The 15612-nt window shown below is 72.3% G+C and carries 16 protein-coding genes and 1 pseudogene; 14 read left to right on the top strand and 3 right to left on the bottom strand.

Annotated elements, in window-relative coordinates; genetic code table 11:
- The 7 genes and pseudogenes from AA75_RS49755 to AA75_RS25490 all read left to right on the top strand — a co-directional run.
- A pseudogene (locus AA75_RS49755) lies at positions 1-414 on the top strand (hypothetical protein); the annotation flags it as partial.
- 149 nt (positions 415-563) lie between these two features.
- Positions 564-1823 (top strand): cyclic dehypoxanthinyl futalosine synthase, encoded by a 1260-nt coding sequence (gene mqnC / locus AA75_RS25515; protein WP_233289187.1) that lies wholly within the window; start codon positions 564-566, stop codon positions 1821-1823.
- A complete protein-coding gene (locus tag AA75_RS25510) occupies positions 1823-2431 on the top strand; it encodes a hypothetical protein (RefSeq protein ID WP_033822581.1) in 609 nt (202 codons plus the stop codon). The genes mqnC and AA75_RS25510 overlap by 1 nt, the downstream gene beginning before the upstream one ends.
- Positions 2432-2585: 154 nt before the next feature.
- Entirely contained in the window at positions 2586-3194 is a 609-nt protein-coding gene (locus AA75_RS25505; protein WP_033822580.1) for a hypothetical protein, read from the top strand.
- A gap of 169 nt (positions 3195-3363) precedes the next feature.
- Positions 3364-4056, top strand: a complete 693-nt coding sequence (locus tag AA75_RS25500; protein WP_033822590.1) for a demethylmenaquinone methyltransferase — start codon at positions 3364-3366, stop codon at positions 4054-4056.
- Positions 4057-4153: 97 nt separating this feature from the next.
- Entirely contained in the window at positions 4154-5440 is a 1287-nt protein-coding gene (locus tag AA75_RS25495; protein ID WP_033822589.1) for a geranylgeranyl reductase family protein, read from the top strand.
- 72 nt (positions 5441-5512) lie between these two features.
- Positions 5513-5944: a GNAT family N-acetyltransferase gene (locus AA75_RS25490; RefSeq protein WP_033822579.1), complete on the top strand. Its 432-nt coding sequence runs from the start codon at positions 5513-5515 to the stop codon at positions 5942-5944.
- A 22-nt stretch (positions 5945-5966) separates the two neighbouring features.
- On the opposite strand, the gene AA75_RS52385 is transcribed toward AA75_RS25490, so the two are convergent.
- The 3 genes from AA75_RS52385 to AA75_RS25475 form a co-directional block, all read right to left on the bottom strand.
- The gene (locus AA75_RS52385) at positions 5967-6470 is read right to left on the bottom strand and encodes a GNAT family N-acetyltransferase (RefSeq protein ID WP_033822588.1); all 504 of its coding nucleotides are present in this window, start codon (positions 6468-6470) and stop codon (positions 5967-5969) included.
- A 343-nt stretch (positions 6471-6813) separates the two neighbouring features.
- The gene (locus tag AA75_RS25480) at positions 6814-7476 is read right to left on the bottom strand and encodes a peptidylprolyl isomerase (RefSeq protein ID WP_033822578.1); all 663 of its coding nucleotides are present in this window, start codon (positions 7474-7476) and stop codon (positions 6814-6816) included.
- Between the two features lie 93 nt (positions 7477-7569).
- Positions 7570-8298: a DUF2278 family protein gene (locus AA75_RS25475; protein WP_033822577.1), complete on the bottom strand. Its 729-nt coding sequence runs from the start codon at positions 8296-8298 to the stop codon at positions 7570-7572.
- A 524-nt stretch (positions 8299-8822) separates the two neighbouring features.
- On the opposite strand from AA75_RS25475, the gene AA75_RS25470 reads away from it, so the two are divergent.
- From AA75_RS25470 to AA75_RS25440, 7 genes are all read left to right on the top strand, one after another.
- Positions 8823-9182, top strand: coding sequence for an NADH-quinone oxidoreductase subunit A (locus AA75_RS25470; protein ID WP_033822576.1), 360 nt, complete (start codon positions 8823-8825; stop codon positions 9180-9182).
- 80 nt (positions 9183-9262) lie between these two features.
- Positions 9263-9817 (top strand): NADH-quinone oxidoreductase subunit B family protein, encoded by a 555-nt coding sequence (locus AA75_RS25465; RefSeq protein WP_033822575.1) that lies wholly within the window; start codon positions 9263-9265, stop codon positions 9815-9817.
- The gene (locus AA75_RS25460; RefSeq protein ID WP_033822574.1) at positions 9814-10536 is read left to right on the top strand and encodes an NADH-quinone oxidoreductase subunit C; all 723 of its coding nucleotides are present in this window, start codon (positions 9814-9816) and stop codon (positions 10534-10536) included. The genes AA75_RS25465 and AA75_RS25460 overlap by 4 nt, the downstream gene beginning before the upstream one ends.
- Positions 10536-11861 (top strand): NADH-quinone oxidoreductase subunit D, encoded by a 1326-nt coding sequence (locus tag AA75_RS25455; protein WP_033822573.1) that lies wholly within the window; start codon positions 10536-10538, stop codon positions 11859-11861. Before AA75_RS25460 ends, AA75_RS25455 begins: the two co-directional genes overlap by 1 nt.
- Complete coding sequence (gene nuoE, locus AA75_RS25450) at positions 11858-12598, top strand: NADH-quinone oxidoreductase subunit NuoE (RefSeq protein WP_033822572.1); 741 nt, start codon at positions 11858-11860, stop codon at positions 12596-12598. The genes AA75_RS25455 and nuoE overlap by 4 nt, the downstream gene beginning before the upstream one ends.
- Positions 12598-13956 carry an NADH-quinone oxidoreductase subunit NuoF gene (gene nuoF / locus AA75_RS25445; protein ID WP_033822571.1) on the top strand — a complete coding sequence of 453 codons (1359 nt, stop codon included), beginning with the start codon at positions 12598-12600 and terminating at the stop codon, positions 13954-13956. The genes nuoE and nuoF overlap by 1 nt, the downstream gene beginning before the upstream one ends.
- A partial coding sequence (locus tag AA75_RS25440) for an NADH-quinone oxidoreductase subunit G (protein WP_033822570.1) occupies positions 13953-15612 on the top strand: 1660 nt, incomplete at its 3' end. The genes nuoF and AA75_RS25440, both read left to right, overlap by 4 nt.

The following is a 15612-nucleotide window of genomic DNA, read 5'->3' as shown; positions in this document are numbered from 1 at the left end:
TCGCCGCCCGCCGCCCCGCCGGCCTCGGGCACGCCGGGCGCCGCGGCCGGCGGCGACGCGCTGCCCGCCGGGTACGTGGGGACCTGGAAGGGCGCCATCACCACCCAGATCGTCCCGCTGGCCAGCGACTTCCAGGTCGAGCTGTCGGCCGGCCGGGTCGGCGAGAAGGTCGGGCGCACCAGCAACGCGTCCCGGCTGAGCAGCACGGTCTGCCGGGGTGAGCTGACGCTGCTCTCGGTGGCCGCCGACCGCGTCGTCCTGCAGGAGCGTCCGGCGCCGGGCGCCGACGCGGGCTGCACCGGAACGCCGGAGAAGCAGACGTACACCCTCACGGACCCGCGCACCCTGCACCTCCAGGTCAGCGAGGCGCCGCTCGGCTCGGACCCGGCCGGGGACCTGACGAAGCAGGGCTGACCGGAGCCCGTCCGGGCGGCGCCCCGGAGCCCTCGCTCCGGCGCGTCCGCCCCACCGGGCGAGGGCTCGGCAGGGGCCGGAGAGGGCTGGCGTAGGCTGGTTCGGTCATGTCGGCCGGGCTTCCGTTCCCGGCTGAGGCGACCCGATGGATGGACAGAAAGAAGGCCCGCCAGGTGTCCGAGCAGACCCTCCCCCTGCCCTCGGCCGGGGGCGCCCCCGCCGCCGCCGACCTGCAGGCTGTCCTGGACCGCGCGGCCGCCGGTGGCCGGATCACGCCCGAGGAGGCGCTGGAGCTCTACCGCTCCGCGCCGCTGCACGCGCTCGGCTCCGCCGCGGACGCCGTGCGCCGCCACCGCTACGCGGGCACCGAGCACATCGCGACGTACATCATCGAGCGCAACATCAACTACACCAACGTCTGCGTGACGGCGTGCAAGTTCTGCGCCTTCTACGTGGCGCCCAAGAGCGACAAGGGCTGGTCCCGCGACCTCGACGAGATCCTGCGCCGCTGCGCGGAGACGGTCGAGCTGGGCGGCACCCAGATCATGTTCCAGGGCGGCCACCACCCGGACTACGGCGTGGAGTACTACGAGACGGCGTTCGCCGCGATCAAGGCCGACTTCCCGCAGCTGGTGATCCACTCCCTCGGCGCGTCCGAGGTCGAGCACATGGCCCGGATCTCCGAGGTCTCCATCGAGGAGGCCATCACCCGGATCAACAAGGCGGGCCTGGACTCCTTCGCCGGGGCCGGCGCCGAACTGCTGCCCGAGCGGCCGCGCAAGGCGATCGCCCCGCTCAAGGAGTCCGGCGAGCGCTGGCTGGAGATCATGGAGACCGCGCACGGCCTGGGCGTGGAGTCCACCTCCACCATGCTGATGGGCACCGGCGAGACCAACGCCGAGCGGATCGAGCACCTGCGGATGATCCGCGACGTGCAGGACCGCACGGGCGGCTTCCGGGCTTTCATCCCGTACACCTACCAGCCGCAGAACAACCACCTCAAGGGCCGGACCCAGGCCACCGTCTTCGAGTACCTGCGGATGATCGCCATCGCCCGCCTGTTCCTCGACAACGTGGCCCACATCCAGGGCTCCTGGCTGACCACCGGCAAGGAGGCGGGCCAGCTGTCGCTGCACTACGGTGCGGACGACCTGGGCTCGGTCATGCTGGAGGAGAACGTGGTCTCGATGGCGGGCGCCAAGCACCGCTCCAACCTGACCGAGCTGATCCACCTGATCCGGGCGGCCGACCGCACCCCGGCCCAGCGTTCCACCACCTACCAGCACCTGCGGGTGCTGGACGACCCGGCGAACGACCCGGTCGACCCGCGGGTGGCCTCCCACATCGCGTCCACCGCGCTGGACGGCGGCACCGCCCACCCCGAGCTGAAGATCCTCTCCACCAGCTGATGCTGACCCTCCATCGGGCCGCCCTCCTGGCGCCCGACCCGGCCGACCCCGCCGCCCCGTCGATCCCCGACGGGGCGGTGTTGGTCGACGGCGCCGTGGTGGCCGCGTTCGGGCCGTACCGGGAGCTGGCCGGTGGCGGTGCCCGGGTCCGGGAGTGGGGCGGCCTGCTGCTGCCGGGCCTGCGCAACCCGTACGGGCACTGGCTGCTGGAACGCGCGTACCACCCGGACCCGCGCGAGGAGCTGGGCAGCGAGCCGCTGCTCACCGAGGTCGCCGCGGATCGCCGCGGCGGCAGCGCCCGGCGCGGGCTGCAGCGGATGCTGGCGTACGGGACCACGGCGGTGGCCGGGCCGTTCGAACTGCCCGCCGTCCGTACCGCGGTGACCCGCTCCGGACTCACCGCGCTGCCCGGCGACGGCGCCCCGGGCGGGCTGGACCCGCTGGCCGCCGGAGCGCCCGGCGAACTGGTGCACCGTGCACTGACGGTCGGTGGGGCGGCGGACTTCGCGCTGTTCGAGGCGGAGTCGGTCGAGGAGCTGGCCCGGCTCGGCGCGGGCTGCTGCCTGGCGACCGTGCTGGGCGGACGGCTGGTGTACCGGCGGCGGTGACGCGGCGTGAGTTTCCCACCTCGGGGCGGCCGGAAACCGCCCCGGGCGTGGCGATCCTCATATCGGATGATCAGCGCCCGCCGTGACCTGAGGCCCCGCCAGCGGTTACGATCCCGGACAGCCACTCAGGTGACGGCAGCCAGGACAGGGAACCATGCAATCCGCGACCGCCCCCCGACCGAACGGGCCCCTCGGGCCCTCGGTCCGGCCCCGGCTGGGCCGCGGCTGGTACCTGGTCGCCGTGCTCAGCGCGGTGCTCGCGCTCGGACTGTGCCTGCTCGGCTGGCGCCAGGCCGACCAGGCGGACCGGATCGCGGCCAACCCGGTCCGGGTCGAGGGCACCATCACCCAGCTGCCCGGCGGCAGCGGCACCTACAGCCAGGTCCGGTACCAGGCAGACGGGCGCCAGCTGACCGCCACCGACCTGTGGCTGCCCGAGAACGCCGTGCTGGGCGCGCCGATCTGCCTGGAGCACGCCGCGGACGACCCCGGCGCCGTCCGGGTCTGCGGCAACCGCTACCCGCAGCCGGTGGGCGTCGGCCTCGCGCAGACCAGCGTGCCGGTCGCGCTGATGCTCTGCGCGCTGTGCGTGGCCCGGATCTGGCGCCACCGCCGGGCCAACCCGGTACGGGAGCAGCGCAACGGCCGGGTCCGCACCACCGTCGCGCTGGCCGCCGAGGCCCTCGGCGAGGGGATGCCCGCGATCACCCACGGCAAGCGCTCCCGCCGCCGCCGCAAGGGCGGCCGGCGCGCCGTGCGCTGAGCACGCCCCGGCCGGTCGGCGGCCTCCCGCGGCGGCGGAGGTTCGTGCCCGGCGGGTACCGGCGCCACGGGCGTACCGGGGCCCGCGGGGGCGCACGGCGACGCCGTGCGCCGTGCCGGACCGCACCCCGTCGCCCGGGGCGCCGGTGCCAAGGTGAACAATGGGGGGCGTGACCCGAGCCTCCCTGGACAAGCAGCCGCACGAAGTCGCCGCGATGTTCGACGACGTCGCGGCGAAGTACGACCGCACCAACGACGTCCTCTCCCTCGGCCAGACCCGCCTCTGGCGCCGCGCCGTGGCCGACGCCGTCGGGGCCGGGCCCGGCCAGCGGGTCCTCGACCTGGGGGCCGGCACCGGCACCTCCTCGCTGCCCTTCGCCGAGGCCGGCGCCGAGGTGGTCCCGTGCGACTTCTCGCTCGGCATGCTGGCCGAGGGCAAGCGCCGCCACCCCGAACTGGCGCTGACCGCGGGCGACGCCACCCGGCTGCCCTTCGCCGACGGGGTCTTCGACGCCGTCACCATCTCCTTCGCCCTGCGCAACGTCCAGGACACCGACGCCGCCCTGCGCGAGCTGTACCGGGTCACCAAGCCCGGTGGCCGGCTGGTGATCTGCGAGTTCTCCACCCCGACCTGGACCCCGCTGCGCACGGTCTACACCGAGTACCTGATGCGCGCACTGCCCCCGGTGGCGACCGCGGTCAGCAGCAACCCGGACGCCTACGTCTACCTGGCCGAGTCGATCCGCTCCTGGCCCGACCAGCCCGCGCTGTCGGTCAAGTTGCAGCAGGCCGGCTGGTCCAGGGTCGCCTGGCGCAACCTGACCGGCGGCATCGTCGCCCTGCACCGGGGCTTCAAGGCCTGAGCGCCGTACCACGCCATAAACTGCTCGGGGTCCGCCCCGGGCCCCCACCGTCGTGTCCAGGAGAGTGCCAGCCGTGACCACCGACACCGCAGCCGATCTGACGAAGCCGGCGAGTCCCGTGGAGAGCACCGCGGACGTCATCGTGGTCGGTGCCGGCCCGGCGGGCTCGACCACGGCGTACTACCTGGCCCAGGCCGGGCTGGACGTGCTGCTGCTGGAGAAGACCGAGTTCCCGCGGGAGAAGGTCTGCGGCGACGGCCTGACCCCGCGCGCCACCAAGCAGTTGGTGGACATGGGCATCGACGTCTCCACCGAGAACGGCTGGCTGCACAACAAGGGCCTGCGGATCATCGGCGGCGGTGTCCGGCTGGAGCTGGACTGGCCCGAGCTGGCCGCCTTCCCCGACTACGGCCTGGTCCGCAAGCGCGCGGACTTCGACGAGCTGCTGGCCCGTCAGGCGCAGAAGGCCGGGGCCCGGCTGTACGAGCGGTGCAACGTCACCGGCCCGGTGCTGGACGAGCGCACCGGCCGGATCACCGGTGTCACCGCCAAGGTGGGCGAGGAGAAGCGCGCGGTGGTCTTCAAGGCCCCGCTGGTGGTGGCCGCCGACGGCAACTCCACCCGGCTGTCGGTCGCGATGGGCCTGCACCGGATGGAGGACCGTCCGATGGGCGTCGCCTACCGGACGTACTTCACCTCGCCCCGCCACGACGACGACTACCTGGAGTCCTGGCTGGAGCTGCGCGACCCGCGCAAGAAGGACGAGCTGCTGCCCGGCTACGGCTGGATCTTCGGCATGGGCGACGGCACCTCCAACGTCGGCCTCGGCATCCTCAACTCCTCGCCCGCCTTCGGCAACCTCAACTGGCCCGAGGTGCTCACCACCTGGTGCTCCGGCATGCCCGAGGAGTGGGGCTACACGCCGGAGAACATGACCGAGAAGATCCGCGGCGCCGCGCTGCCGATGGCCTTCAACCGGCAGCCGCACTACACCCGCGGCCTGCTGCTGGTCGGCGACGCCGGCGGCATGGTGAACCCGTTCAACGGCGAGGGCATCGCCTACGCGATGGAGTCCGGCCAGATCGCCGCCGGGGTCATCGTGCAGGCCTCGGCCCGGATCACCGAGGCCGGCCGCGAGCGGGTGCTGCACAGCTACCCGAAGGTGCTCAAGGAGGTCTACGGCGGCTACTACACGCTCGGCCGCGCCTTCGTGAAGCTGCTCGGCAGCCCCAAGGTGATGAAGATCGCCACCGAACGCGGCCTGACCCACCCGCTGCTGATGAAGTTCACGCTCAAGCTGCTGGCCAACCTGACCGACCCGCAGGGCGGCGACGCGATGGACCGCCTGATCAACGGCCTGACCAAGGTGGCCCCCAACGCCTGATCCCGGACCGGGCCAGCGGCCGCCGGACATCCCGGTGGCCGCCGGACCCGCCGGACTGCTTGGATCCGGGGCATGACCACCGAACTGCCCGAGGGCTACGAGATCTCCACCGACCCGGCGCGCCTGGACGCGGCCCTGGTCCACCGCTGGCTGTCCGAGGACGCCTACTGGGCGCTCGGCCGCAGCCGCGAGAAGCAGGACCGGGCCATCGCCGGCTCGCTCAACTTCGGGGTGTACGACCGGGTTTCGGGCGCGCAGCTCGGCTACGCCCGGGTGGTCACCGACCGGGCCACCTTCGGCTGGCTCTGCGACGTGTACATTGCCCCGGCCGCCCGCGGCAAGGGGCTGGGCACGGCGCTGGCCGCCGCCGTCCGCGACGAGCTGGCCGGGGACGGCCTGCGCCGGGTCCTGCTGGCCACCGCGGATGCCCACGAGGTGTACGCAAAGGTCGGGTTCGAGCCGCTGGCCACACCGGGGAAGTGGATGGCGCTCGGCGCGCAGTAGCCGCCGGCCGGGCGGCCGGGGCTCAGGACTGCCAGCGGCGTTCGCCGTCGTACCACCGGTCGGTGGGGGTGAGGCCGAGTGCGGCGGCCACCTTGGCGGAGGCGTGGTGGTCGGGGTGGATGTGGGCGACCAGGGTGTCGGCCGCCCCCGCCGTCAGCTCGATCGCGACCGCCCGGGCGGCCTCGGCGGCGATGCCCCGGCCCTGCCACGGGGTGCCGACCACCCAGGCCAGTTCGGCGGTGCCGCCGGTGACGGTGGCCTGGACGTATCCGACCAGGCGGTCCTCCGCGCACAGCCGCACGGCCCAGTTCAGCCAGCTCACCCCGGGCTCGGGCGAGCCCGCGGCCTGCCGGCGGTAGCGGGCCCGCAGGCCGGCGGCGGTCTCGGGCCCGCCGCCGGTGAAGGCGTACAGGGCCGGGTCGGCGAGCACCAGGGCCATCTCCTCGGCGTGCTCCTCGCGCAGCGGGACCAGTTCCAGCCGCTCGGTCGCCAGGGTGCCGAGCGAGCGCTGCCGGACGTGCGCCAGCCGCCGCTCGAAGACCTCGCGGGCGTCCGGGGTGAGGGTGCGCAGGGCGACCAGCGCCGACAGGACCACGTCGCAGAGCTCGTCCTGGACGTCCTCCCAGCCGTGGGTGACCCCCTTGCGCGGGTTCTGGCCGGTGGCGCCGATGACGGCCTGCCCGACCTCGCCTACCTCCTCCGTGACCTTGAGGATCCGTAGCAGCCGCCGGTCGTCCGGTGGCGCGGCGCTCTCCCGGTCCAGCCAGGCGACCAGCCGGTCGACGCTCTCCCAGGTGGTGCTGCGGTCCATGCGGCGGCTCCCGTACGGCGAGGGGTGGGCCCCCACCGTACGGGACGGCCGCGGCCGGTCAGCCCTTGGAGATCTTGACGTTGCGGATGTCGGTCCTCAGCGCCGGGTAACCGTCGCCGGGGCCGTTCTGGTCGTCCTCACCGGCGGCCGCGATCCTCTGCAGCACGTCCAGGCCGCCGGTGACCTGCCCGAAGGGGGTGTAGGCGGGGGAGAGCTTGGTGTCCTTCCAGACGAAGAAGAACTGGCTGCCGTTGGTGTTCGGCCCGGCGTTGGCCATCGCCACGGTGCCGGCCGGGTAGGTGGCGCCGGTCAGGTTCTCGTCGGGGAAGGAGTAACCGGGACCGCCGCTGCCGGTGCCGGTCGGGTCGCCGCACTGCAGCACGAAGATCCGCTGGGTGGTGAGGCGGTGGCAGTGGCTCTTGTCGAAGTAGTCGTGCTCGGCGAGGAACCGGAACGAGAAGGTGGTGCACGGGGCCTTGTCGGTGAGCGCCTTGAAGGTGATGTCGCCCTGCTTGGTCCTCAGCGTCGCCTTGAACGGCTTGGCGGCCTTGACTGCGTCGAAGACCGGGATCCCCTTGAAGTTGTCGGCCGGCGGGGTCGGTGTGTAGGTGCAGTCCGCCGCCGGTGCGGCCGGCGCGGGTGCGGCGGCGTGGGCGGTGGTCGACAGGGTGAGCGGGACGACGGTGGCGGCCAGGAGCAGGGCCCAGTGCTTGCGCCTCATGTGGGGGTGACCTCCGGTCGGTGAACGGGCGTTAATGGCATGGCCGTGTCATCAATGCCCGCTCCCGCCGCGGCTACTCCTGCGCCCCGGCGCTCAGCGCGGGTGGCCCTGGTCGTCGGTCGGCAGCCGCTGGGTGTTGAACCGGATCTGCCAGGCCGTCAGCCGCCCGTCCGCGCGCTCGCAGAGCACCGCGCCGTCCTGCCAGGCGCCGTCCGTGTCCCACCACTGGCTGCCCACCGGGTCACCCTGGTTGAGGTGCACGTCGTGCACGCCCGGGCCGTCCGCGAAGCTCTGCCCGAAGACGTACAGCCGGCTCGCCGAGCGCAGTCGCGGCTCCAGCACGTCGAGCGCGTTGTCCCCGTCGCTGGCGACCCACGGGTGGATGTCCCGGCGCAGGTGGGCGAGGAGCGCGGCCAGCCGGTCGGCCAGGTTGGGGCCGCAGACCGGGGCGCCGGGCGGCGGGTGGAGCAGGAACTCCGCCGCCCGCCGGACCAGCAGCCGCAGCGGCGGCAGCCAGGGCGGGTCCTGGAGGAACGGGCTGCGCTGGTAGTCGAGCGCGCCCGAGCCGGGGTCGGGGGAGAGCGGGTGGAAGCCGTCGGGCAGCGCCCGCAGCGCCCCGAGGACCGTCCCGTCGAGGCCGGGGACCAGGCGGTACGCCACCCCGACCCCGCTCGGCGAGTCGACGTCCAGGGCCGCCTCCCACAGCCCGGTGGGGAAGCCCATGACCAGGTGGCCGTGGTACCACTCGCCGTACTCGTGCCGGGGGTCGCGTCCGAAGTCGTGGAAGGTGCCGATCGCGACGCCGTACCGGGGAAGGGGCATGGCCCGCTCCTCTCGCCGGGCCCGCGGGGCGGGTCCTGTTCCCAGTGTGGCCGCGGTGCGCCGCCGGTGTCGTGCGCGGCCGCGCGGCGGCCTCTCGTGCCCTTGTGAACAAAGGGTCAAGCGGGTGCACCGGGTCGGCCACTCTCGCGGGTGAGGGCCTATAACACGTCAACCTGGGGTGGCTGAAATTTGCCTCGGGCGGCTCATGATTGATATAGGCGTAAGCCTCTGACCTGTCGGTTCACCGTTGAATGCGACTGATTGTGCCCATATGCCTCCGCTGCGTTGATTGATTGCGACTTGATCGCCTTGGTGGTCGTTTGCGAGGTGTCGTAGATCACAAAGATCGTCTGGAACTGCGTGTCGCAGATCACAAGCCGACAGGCATAGGATGCGCTCGATCCAGGCTTTGTGAACTGCCTCACATGAGTTGGATCTCAGTAAGTGGATCACGGGTTCACCTGCGGTGATCCCGCGGTTCCGATCTGCAGTCAAGGACGACTGGACGGAGGGAGCGGGGGCTTATGAATGCCTACGCGCCGATCCTCGTACTCGGTGCCATCGCGGCGGCGTTCGCGGTCGGCTCCGTCACGATGGCCTCACTGACCGGCCCCAAGCGCTACAACCGGGCCAAGCTGGAGGCGTACGAGTGCGGCATCGAGCCGACCCCGCAGCCCGTGGGCGGCGGTCGGTTCCCGATCAAGTACTACCTGACGGCGATGCTCTTCATCGTCTTCGACATCGAGATCGTCTTCCTCTACCCGTGGGCGGTCAGCTTCGACGCCCTGGGGATCTTCGGGCTGGTCGAGATGCTGCTCTTCATCGCCACCGTCTTCGTCGCGTACGCCTACGTGTGGCGCCGCGGCGGTCTGGAGTGGGACTGACCGGACGGGCCTTGTGAACCGGCGCGCAAGGTGAACGGGCGTCATCGCCACCGGACTTGGATCGCATTGAGAGGGAACTGATGGGAATCGAGGAGAAGCTGCCGAGCGGCTTTCTGCTCACCAGCGTGGAGGCCGCCGCCGGGTGGGTGCGGAAGGCGTCTGTCTTCCCCGCCACCTTCGGACTCGCCTGCTGCGCGATCGAGATGATGACCACCGGCGCGGGCCGCTACGACCTGGCCCGGTTCGGCATGGAGGTCTTCCGCGGCTCGCCGCGGCAGGCCGATCTGATGATCGTGGCAGGGCGGGTGAGCCAGAAGATGGCCCCGGTGCTGCGCCAGGTGTACGACCAGATGCCGAACCCCAAGTGGGTCATCTCGATGGGCGTCTGCGCCTCCTCCGGCGGCATGTTCAACAACTACGCGATCGTCCAGGGCGTCGACCACATCGTGCCCGTGGACATCTACCTGCCGGGCTGCCCGCCGCGGCCGGAGATGCTGCTCGACGCGATCATCAAGCTGCACGACAAGATCCAGCACGAGAAGCTCGGGGTCAACAAGCGCCGCGCCGAGGAGGAGGCCGAGCAGTTCGCCCTGCAGGCCACCCCGGTCAGCGAGATGCGGGGGCTGCTGCGATGAGCGACGACGACGCCACCGTCCCCGCCACCCGCGAGGAACCGCACCGCACCGAGCTGCCGGTCGAGGTGGTCGGCCGCCGCCAGGGCATGTTCGGCGCCCACGGCACCGGCGACACCTCCGGCTTCGGCGGCCTCAGCGCGCCGATCGTGCTGCCGCCGGCCAGCGCGCGCCCGTACGGCCACGACTTCGACGAGGTCGCCGACGAGCTGGAGGGCGCGCTGGAGGAGCAGGGGCTCGACCCGGCCGAGGTGATCGAGAAGACCGTGGTCGACCGCGGCGAACTCACCTTCCACATCGACCGCGCGCACCTGCTGCGCACCGTACGGATCCTGCGCGACGACCCGGCGCTGCGCTACGAACTCTGCCTCGGCGTGAGCGGCGTGCACTACCCGAGCGACCAGGGCCGCGAGCTGCACGCGGTGTACCACCTGCGGTCGATCACCCACGGCCGGCAGCTGCGGCTGGAGGTCACCGCACCCGACGCCGACCCGCGGATCCCCTCCGTGGTCAGCGTCTACCCGACCAACGACTGGCACGAGCGCGAGACCTACGACTTCTTCGGCCTGGTCTTCGAGGGCCACCCCGCGCTCACCCGGATCATGATGCCGGACGACTGGCTGGGCCACCCGCAGCGCAAGGACTACCCGCTCGGCGGCATCCCCGTCGAGTACAAGGGCGCCCAGATCCCGGCGCCCGACCAGCGGAGGTCGTACAGCTGATGACCACAGACTTCGAAGCAGGGGCGCGCGAGACCACCGAGGGACGGGTGTTCACCGTCACCGGCGGCGACTGGGGCGAGGTGGTCGACGCCGTCGGCCGCGCCGACGACGAGCGGATCATCGTCAACATGGGCCCCCAGCACCCGTCCACCCACGGCGTGCTGCGGCTGATCCTGGAGATCGACGGCGAGACGGTGACCGAGGCCCGCTGCGGCATCGGCTACCTGCACACCGGCATCGAGAAGAACATGGAGTTCCGCAACTGGGTCCAGGGCACCACCTTCGTGACCCGCATGGACTACCTGACCCCGCTGTTCAACGAGACCGCGTACTGCCTGGCCGTGGAGAAGCTGCTCGGCATCACCGAGCAGGTCCCGGACCGGGCCACCGTGATCCGGGTGCTGATGATGGAGCTCAACCGGATCTCCTCGCACCTGGTGGCACTCGCCACCGGCGGCATGGAGATCGGCTCCACCACCCTGATGATCTACGGGTTCCGGGACCGCGAGGTCATCCTCGACATCTTCGAGCTGGTCACCGGCCTGCGGATGAACCACGCCTACGTCCGCCCCGGCGGCCTGGCCCAGGACCTCCCGCCCGGCGCCGTCGACCAGGTCCGCGAGGGCATCAAGCTGCTCCGCTCGCGGATGCACGAGTACGACAAACTGGCCACCGACAACCCGGTGTTCAAGGCCCGGCTGGTCGACGTCGGCCACCTGGACCTGGCCGGCTGCCTGGCGCTCGGCGCCACCGGCCCGATCCTGCGCGCCACCGGCCTGCCGCACGACCTGCGCAAGTCCGACCCGTACTGCGGGTACCAGGACTACGACTTCGAGGTCGCGGTCGCCGACACCGCCGACTCCTACGGCCGGTTCCTGATCCGGCTGGAGGAGATGCGCCAGTCGCTGCGGATCGCCGAGCAGTGCCTGGACCGGCTGAAGCCCGGCCCGGTCATGGTGGCCGACAAGAAGATCGCCTGGCCGGCCCAGCTGGCCGTCGGCCCGGACGGGATGGGCAACTCGCTCGACCACATCCGCAAGATCATGGGCACCTCGATGGAGGCCCTGATCCACCACTTCAAGCTGGTCACCGAGGGCTTCCGGGTCCCGGTCGGCCAGGCCTACACGGCGGTCGAGTCGCCCAAGGGCGAGCTCGGGGTGCACGTGGTCAGCGACGGCGGGACCAGGCCCTACCGGGTCCACTTCCGGGACCCGTCCTTCACCAACCTGCAGACGATGGCGGCGATGTGCGAGGGCGGCCAGGTCGCCGACGTGATCGTCGCGGTGGCCGGGATCGACCCGGTGATGGGAGGAGTGGACCGGTGACCAACGTCGAACTCGGGCTGCCGGCACTGCCGGCCAAGCCGTACCCGGCCGAGGTGCACGAGCGCCTCGCCGCGGACGCCCGCGAGCTGATCGGCCGCTACCCGGTGGCCCGCTCCGCGCTGCTGCCGCTGCTGCACCTGGTGCAGGCCGAGGAGGGCTTCGTCAGCCCGACCGGGATCCGCTTCTGCGCCGAACAGCTGGAGCTCACCACCGCCGAGGTCACCGCGGTCGCGACCTTCTACACCATGTACCGCCGCAGGCCCGCCGGGAAGTACCACGTGGGCGTCTGCACCAACACCCTGTGCGCGGTCCTCGGCGGCGACCAGATCTTCGCCGAACTCCAGGACCACCTGGGCGTCAAGAACAACGAGACCACCGCCGACGGCGAGATCTCGATCGAGCACATCGAGTGCAACGCGGCCTGCGACTACGCCCCCGTGGTGATGGTCAACTGGGAGTTCTTCGACAACCAGACCCCCGAGAGCGCCAAGCAGCTGGTCGACGACCTGCGGGCCGGCCACGACCCGCAGCCCACCCGCGGCGCCCGGCTCTGCTCGTTCAAGGAGACCTCCCGGATCCTGGCCGGCTTCCCCGACGAGCGCCCCGGCGCGGTCGACGCCTCCGGCGCCGGCGGCACCCCCTCGATGGCCGGCCTGCGGCTGTCCAAGGGCGAGGCGCTGCCCGGCGCCCCGGGCACCAAGGTGGTCTCCCCGCGGCACGAAGGGACGGAAGCGTGATGACCTCCGCAGAGCCGGCCGAGAAGCTCCTCTCACCGGTCCTCTCCGCCTCCTGGGACGACGACCGCCCCTGGACCCTGGACACCTACCTGCGCCACGACGGGTACCAGGGCCTGCGGGCCGCCCTCGACATGGCCCCCGACGACCTGATCGCCCTGGTCAAGGACTCCGGCCTGCGCGGCCGCGGCGGCGCCGGCTTCCCGACCGGCATGAAGTGGCAGTTCATCCCGCAGAACGACGGCAAGCCGCACTACCTGGTGGTCAACGCCGACGAGTCCGAGCCGGGCACCTGCAAGGACATCCCGCTGCTCTTCGCCAACCCGCACAGCCTGATCGAAGGCATGATCATCGCGTCCTACGCGATCCGCTGCGACCACGCCTTCATCTACCTGCGCGGCGAGGTCGTCCCGGTGCTGCGCCGGCTGCACGCGGCGGTCGCCGAGGCCTACGAGGCCGGCTACCTCGGCAAGGACATCCTCGGCTCCGGCATCGACCTCGACATCACCGTGCACGCCGGCGCCGGGGCGTACATCTGCGGCGAGGAGACGGCGCTGCTGGACTCGCTGGAGGGCCGCCGCGGCCAACCCCGGCTGCGGCCGCCGTTCCCGGCCATCGCGGGCCTGTACGCCTGCCCGACCGTGGTCAACAACGTCGAGTCGATCGCCTCGGTGCCGCCGATCCTGACCCGCGGCAAGGAGTGGTTCAAGTCGCTGGGCACCGAGAAGTCGCCCGGCTTCACGCTCTACTCGCTCTCCGGCCACGTCACCAACCCCGGCCAGTACGAGGCCCCGCTCGGCGTCACGCTGCGCCAGCTGCTGGACATCAGCGGCGGCATCCGGGCCGGCCACCGGCTGAAGTTCTGGACCCCGGGCGGCTCCTCCACCCCGATGTTCACCGACGAGCACCTCGACGTCCCGCTCGACTACGAGGGCGTCGGCGCGGCCGGCTCGATGCTCGGCACCAAGGCCCTGCAGATCTTCGACGAGACCACCTGCGTGGTGCGGGCCGTCACCCGGTGGACCGAGTTCTACGCCCACGAGTCCTGCGGCAAGTGCACCCCCTGCCGCGAGGGCACCTACTGGCTGGTCCAGCTGCTCAAGCGGATCGAGGCCGGCCAGGGCGTCGAGGGCGACCTGGAGAAGCTGCTCGACATCGCCGACAACATCAACGGCAAGTCCTTCTGCGCGCTGGGCGACGGCGCCGCCAGCCCGATCGTCTCCTCGCTCCAGCACTTCCGCGCCGAGTACGAGCAGCACCTCGCCGAGCGCCGCTGCCCCTTCGACCCGGCCGCCGCCACGGTGTGGGCCGGCCGGTCGACCGCCCACGAGTCCGCCACCGAGAGGGAGGTGCACGCGTGACGATCACTGAGCCCTCCACCCAGGTGGAGCTGGTCACGCTCACCATCGACGGCGTCGAGGTCCAGGTCCCCAAGGGGACCCTGGTGATCCGCGCCGCCGAACAGATCGGCACCCAGATCCCGCGCTTCTGCGACCACCCGCTGCTCGCCCCCGCCGGGGCCTGCCGGCAGTGCATCGTGGAGGTCGAGGGCCAGCGCAAGCCGGTCGCCTCCTGCACCATCCCGGTCGCCGAGGGCATGGTGGTGCGCACCCAGGTCAGCTCGCCGGTCGCGGAGAAGGCCCAGCGCGGCGTGATGGAGCTGCTGCTGATCAACCACCCGCTGGACTGCCCGGTCTGCGACAAGGGCGGCGAGTGCCCGCTGCAGAACCAGGCGATGTCCACCGGCGCCGCCGACTCCCGGTTCGAGGGCATGAAGCGGACCTACGAGAAGCCGGTGCCGATCTCCACCCAGGTGCTGCTGGACCGCGAGCGCTGCGTGCTGTGCGCCCGCTGCACCCGCTTCTCCCAGGAGATCGCCGGGGACCCGTTCATCGACCTGGTCGAGCGCGGCGCCCTCCAGCAGGTCGGCACCGGCGAGGGCGACGACTTCGAGTCGTACTTCTCCGGCAACACCATCCAGATCTGCCCGGTCGGCGCCCTCACCTCGGCCGCCTACCGGTTCCGCTCCCGCCCGTTCGACCTGGTCTCCTCGCCCAGCGTGTGCGAGCACTGCTCGGCCGGCTGCGGCCAGCGCACCGACCACCGGCGCGGCAAGGTGCTGCGCCGGCTGGCCGGCAACGAGCCGGAGATCAACGAGGAGTGGAACTGCGACAAGGGCCGGTTCGCCTTCCGCTACGCGCAGCAGCGCGACCGGCTGACCACCCCGCTGGTCCGCGACGAGAGCGGTGAACTCGTCCCAGCCTCCTGGTCCGAGGCGCTGGCCGTCGCCGCCGAGGGCCTGCGCGGCGCCCGCGCCGGGGTGCTCACCGGCGGCCGGGTGACCGTCGAGGACGCGTACGCCTACGGCAAGTTCGCCCGCGTGGTGCTGGGCACCAACGACGTGGACTTCCGCTCCCGCCCGCACAGCGGCGAGGAGGCGGACTTCCTGGCCGCCGCGGTCGCCGGCCGCGGGGTGGACCTGGACGGTGACGCGGTCTCCTACCGGGACCTGGAGGCGGCGCCCGCGGTACTGCTGGCCGGGCTGGAGCCCGAGGAGGAGGCGCCGATCGTCTTCCTGCGGCTGCGCAAGGCCAACCGGGCGGCCGGCCTCAAGGTGTACGCCATCGCGTCGCACGCCACCCGGGGCCTCGGCAAGCTGCGCGGCGCGCTGCTGCCGGCCGCCCCCGGCACCGAGGCCGAGTGGCTGACCGCACTGGCCGGCGACGAGGTGCTCGCCGACGACGCCGGCCGCGCGGCCGACCAGCTGCGCGCCCCCGGCGCCGTGATCCTGGTCGGCGAGCGGCTCGCCACCGTGCCCGGCGCGCTGACCGCCGCACTGAACCTCGCCGCCGTCACCGGTGCCCGGCTGGCCTGGGTGCCGCGCCGGGCGGGGGAGCGCGGCGCCGTCGAGGCCGGCACGCTGCCCGGGCTGCTGCCCGGCGGACGGGCGGTCGCGGTCCCGTCCGCGCGCGCCGAGGCGGCCCGCTTCTGGGGCGTCGCCGACCTGCCGGCCCGGC

Source organism: Kitasatospora sp. MBT63, assembly GCF_000710465.2.
Classification (GTDB): domain Bacteria; phylum Actinomycetota; class Actinomycetes; order Streptomycetales; family Streptomycetaceae; genus Kitasatospora.
This window is presented reverse-complemented; position numbering and strand designations above follow the sequence as displayed.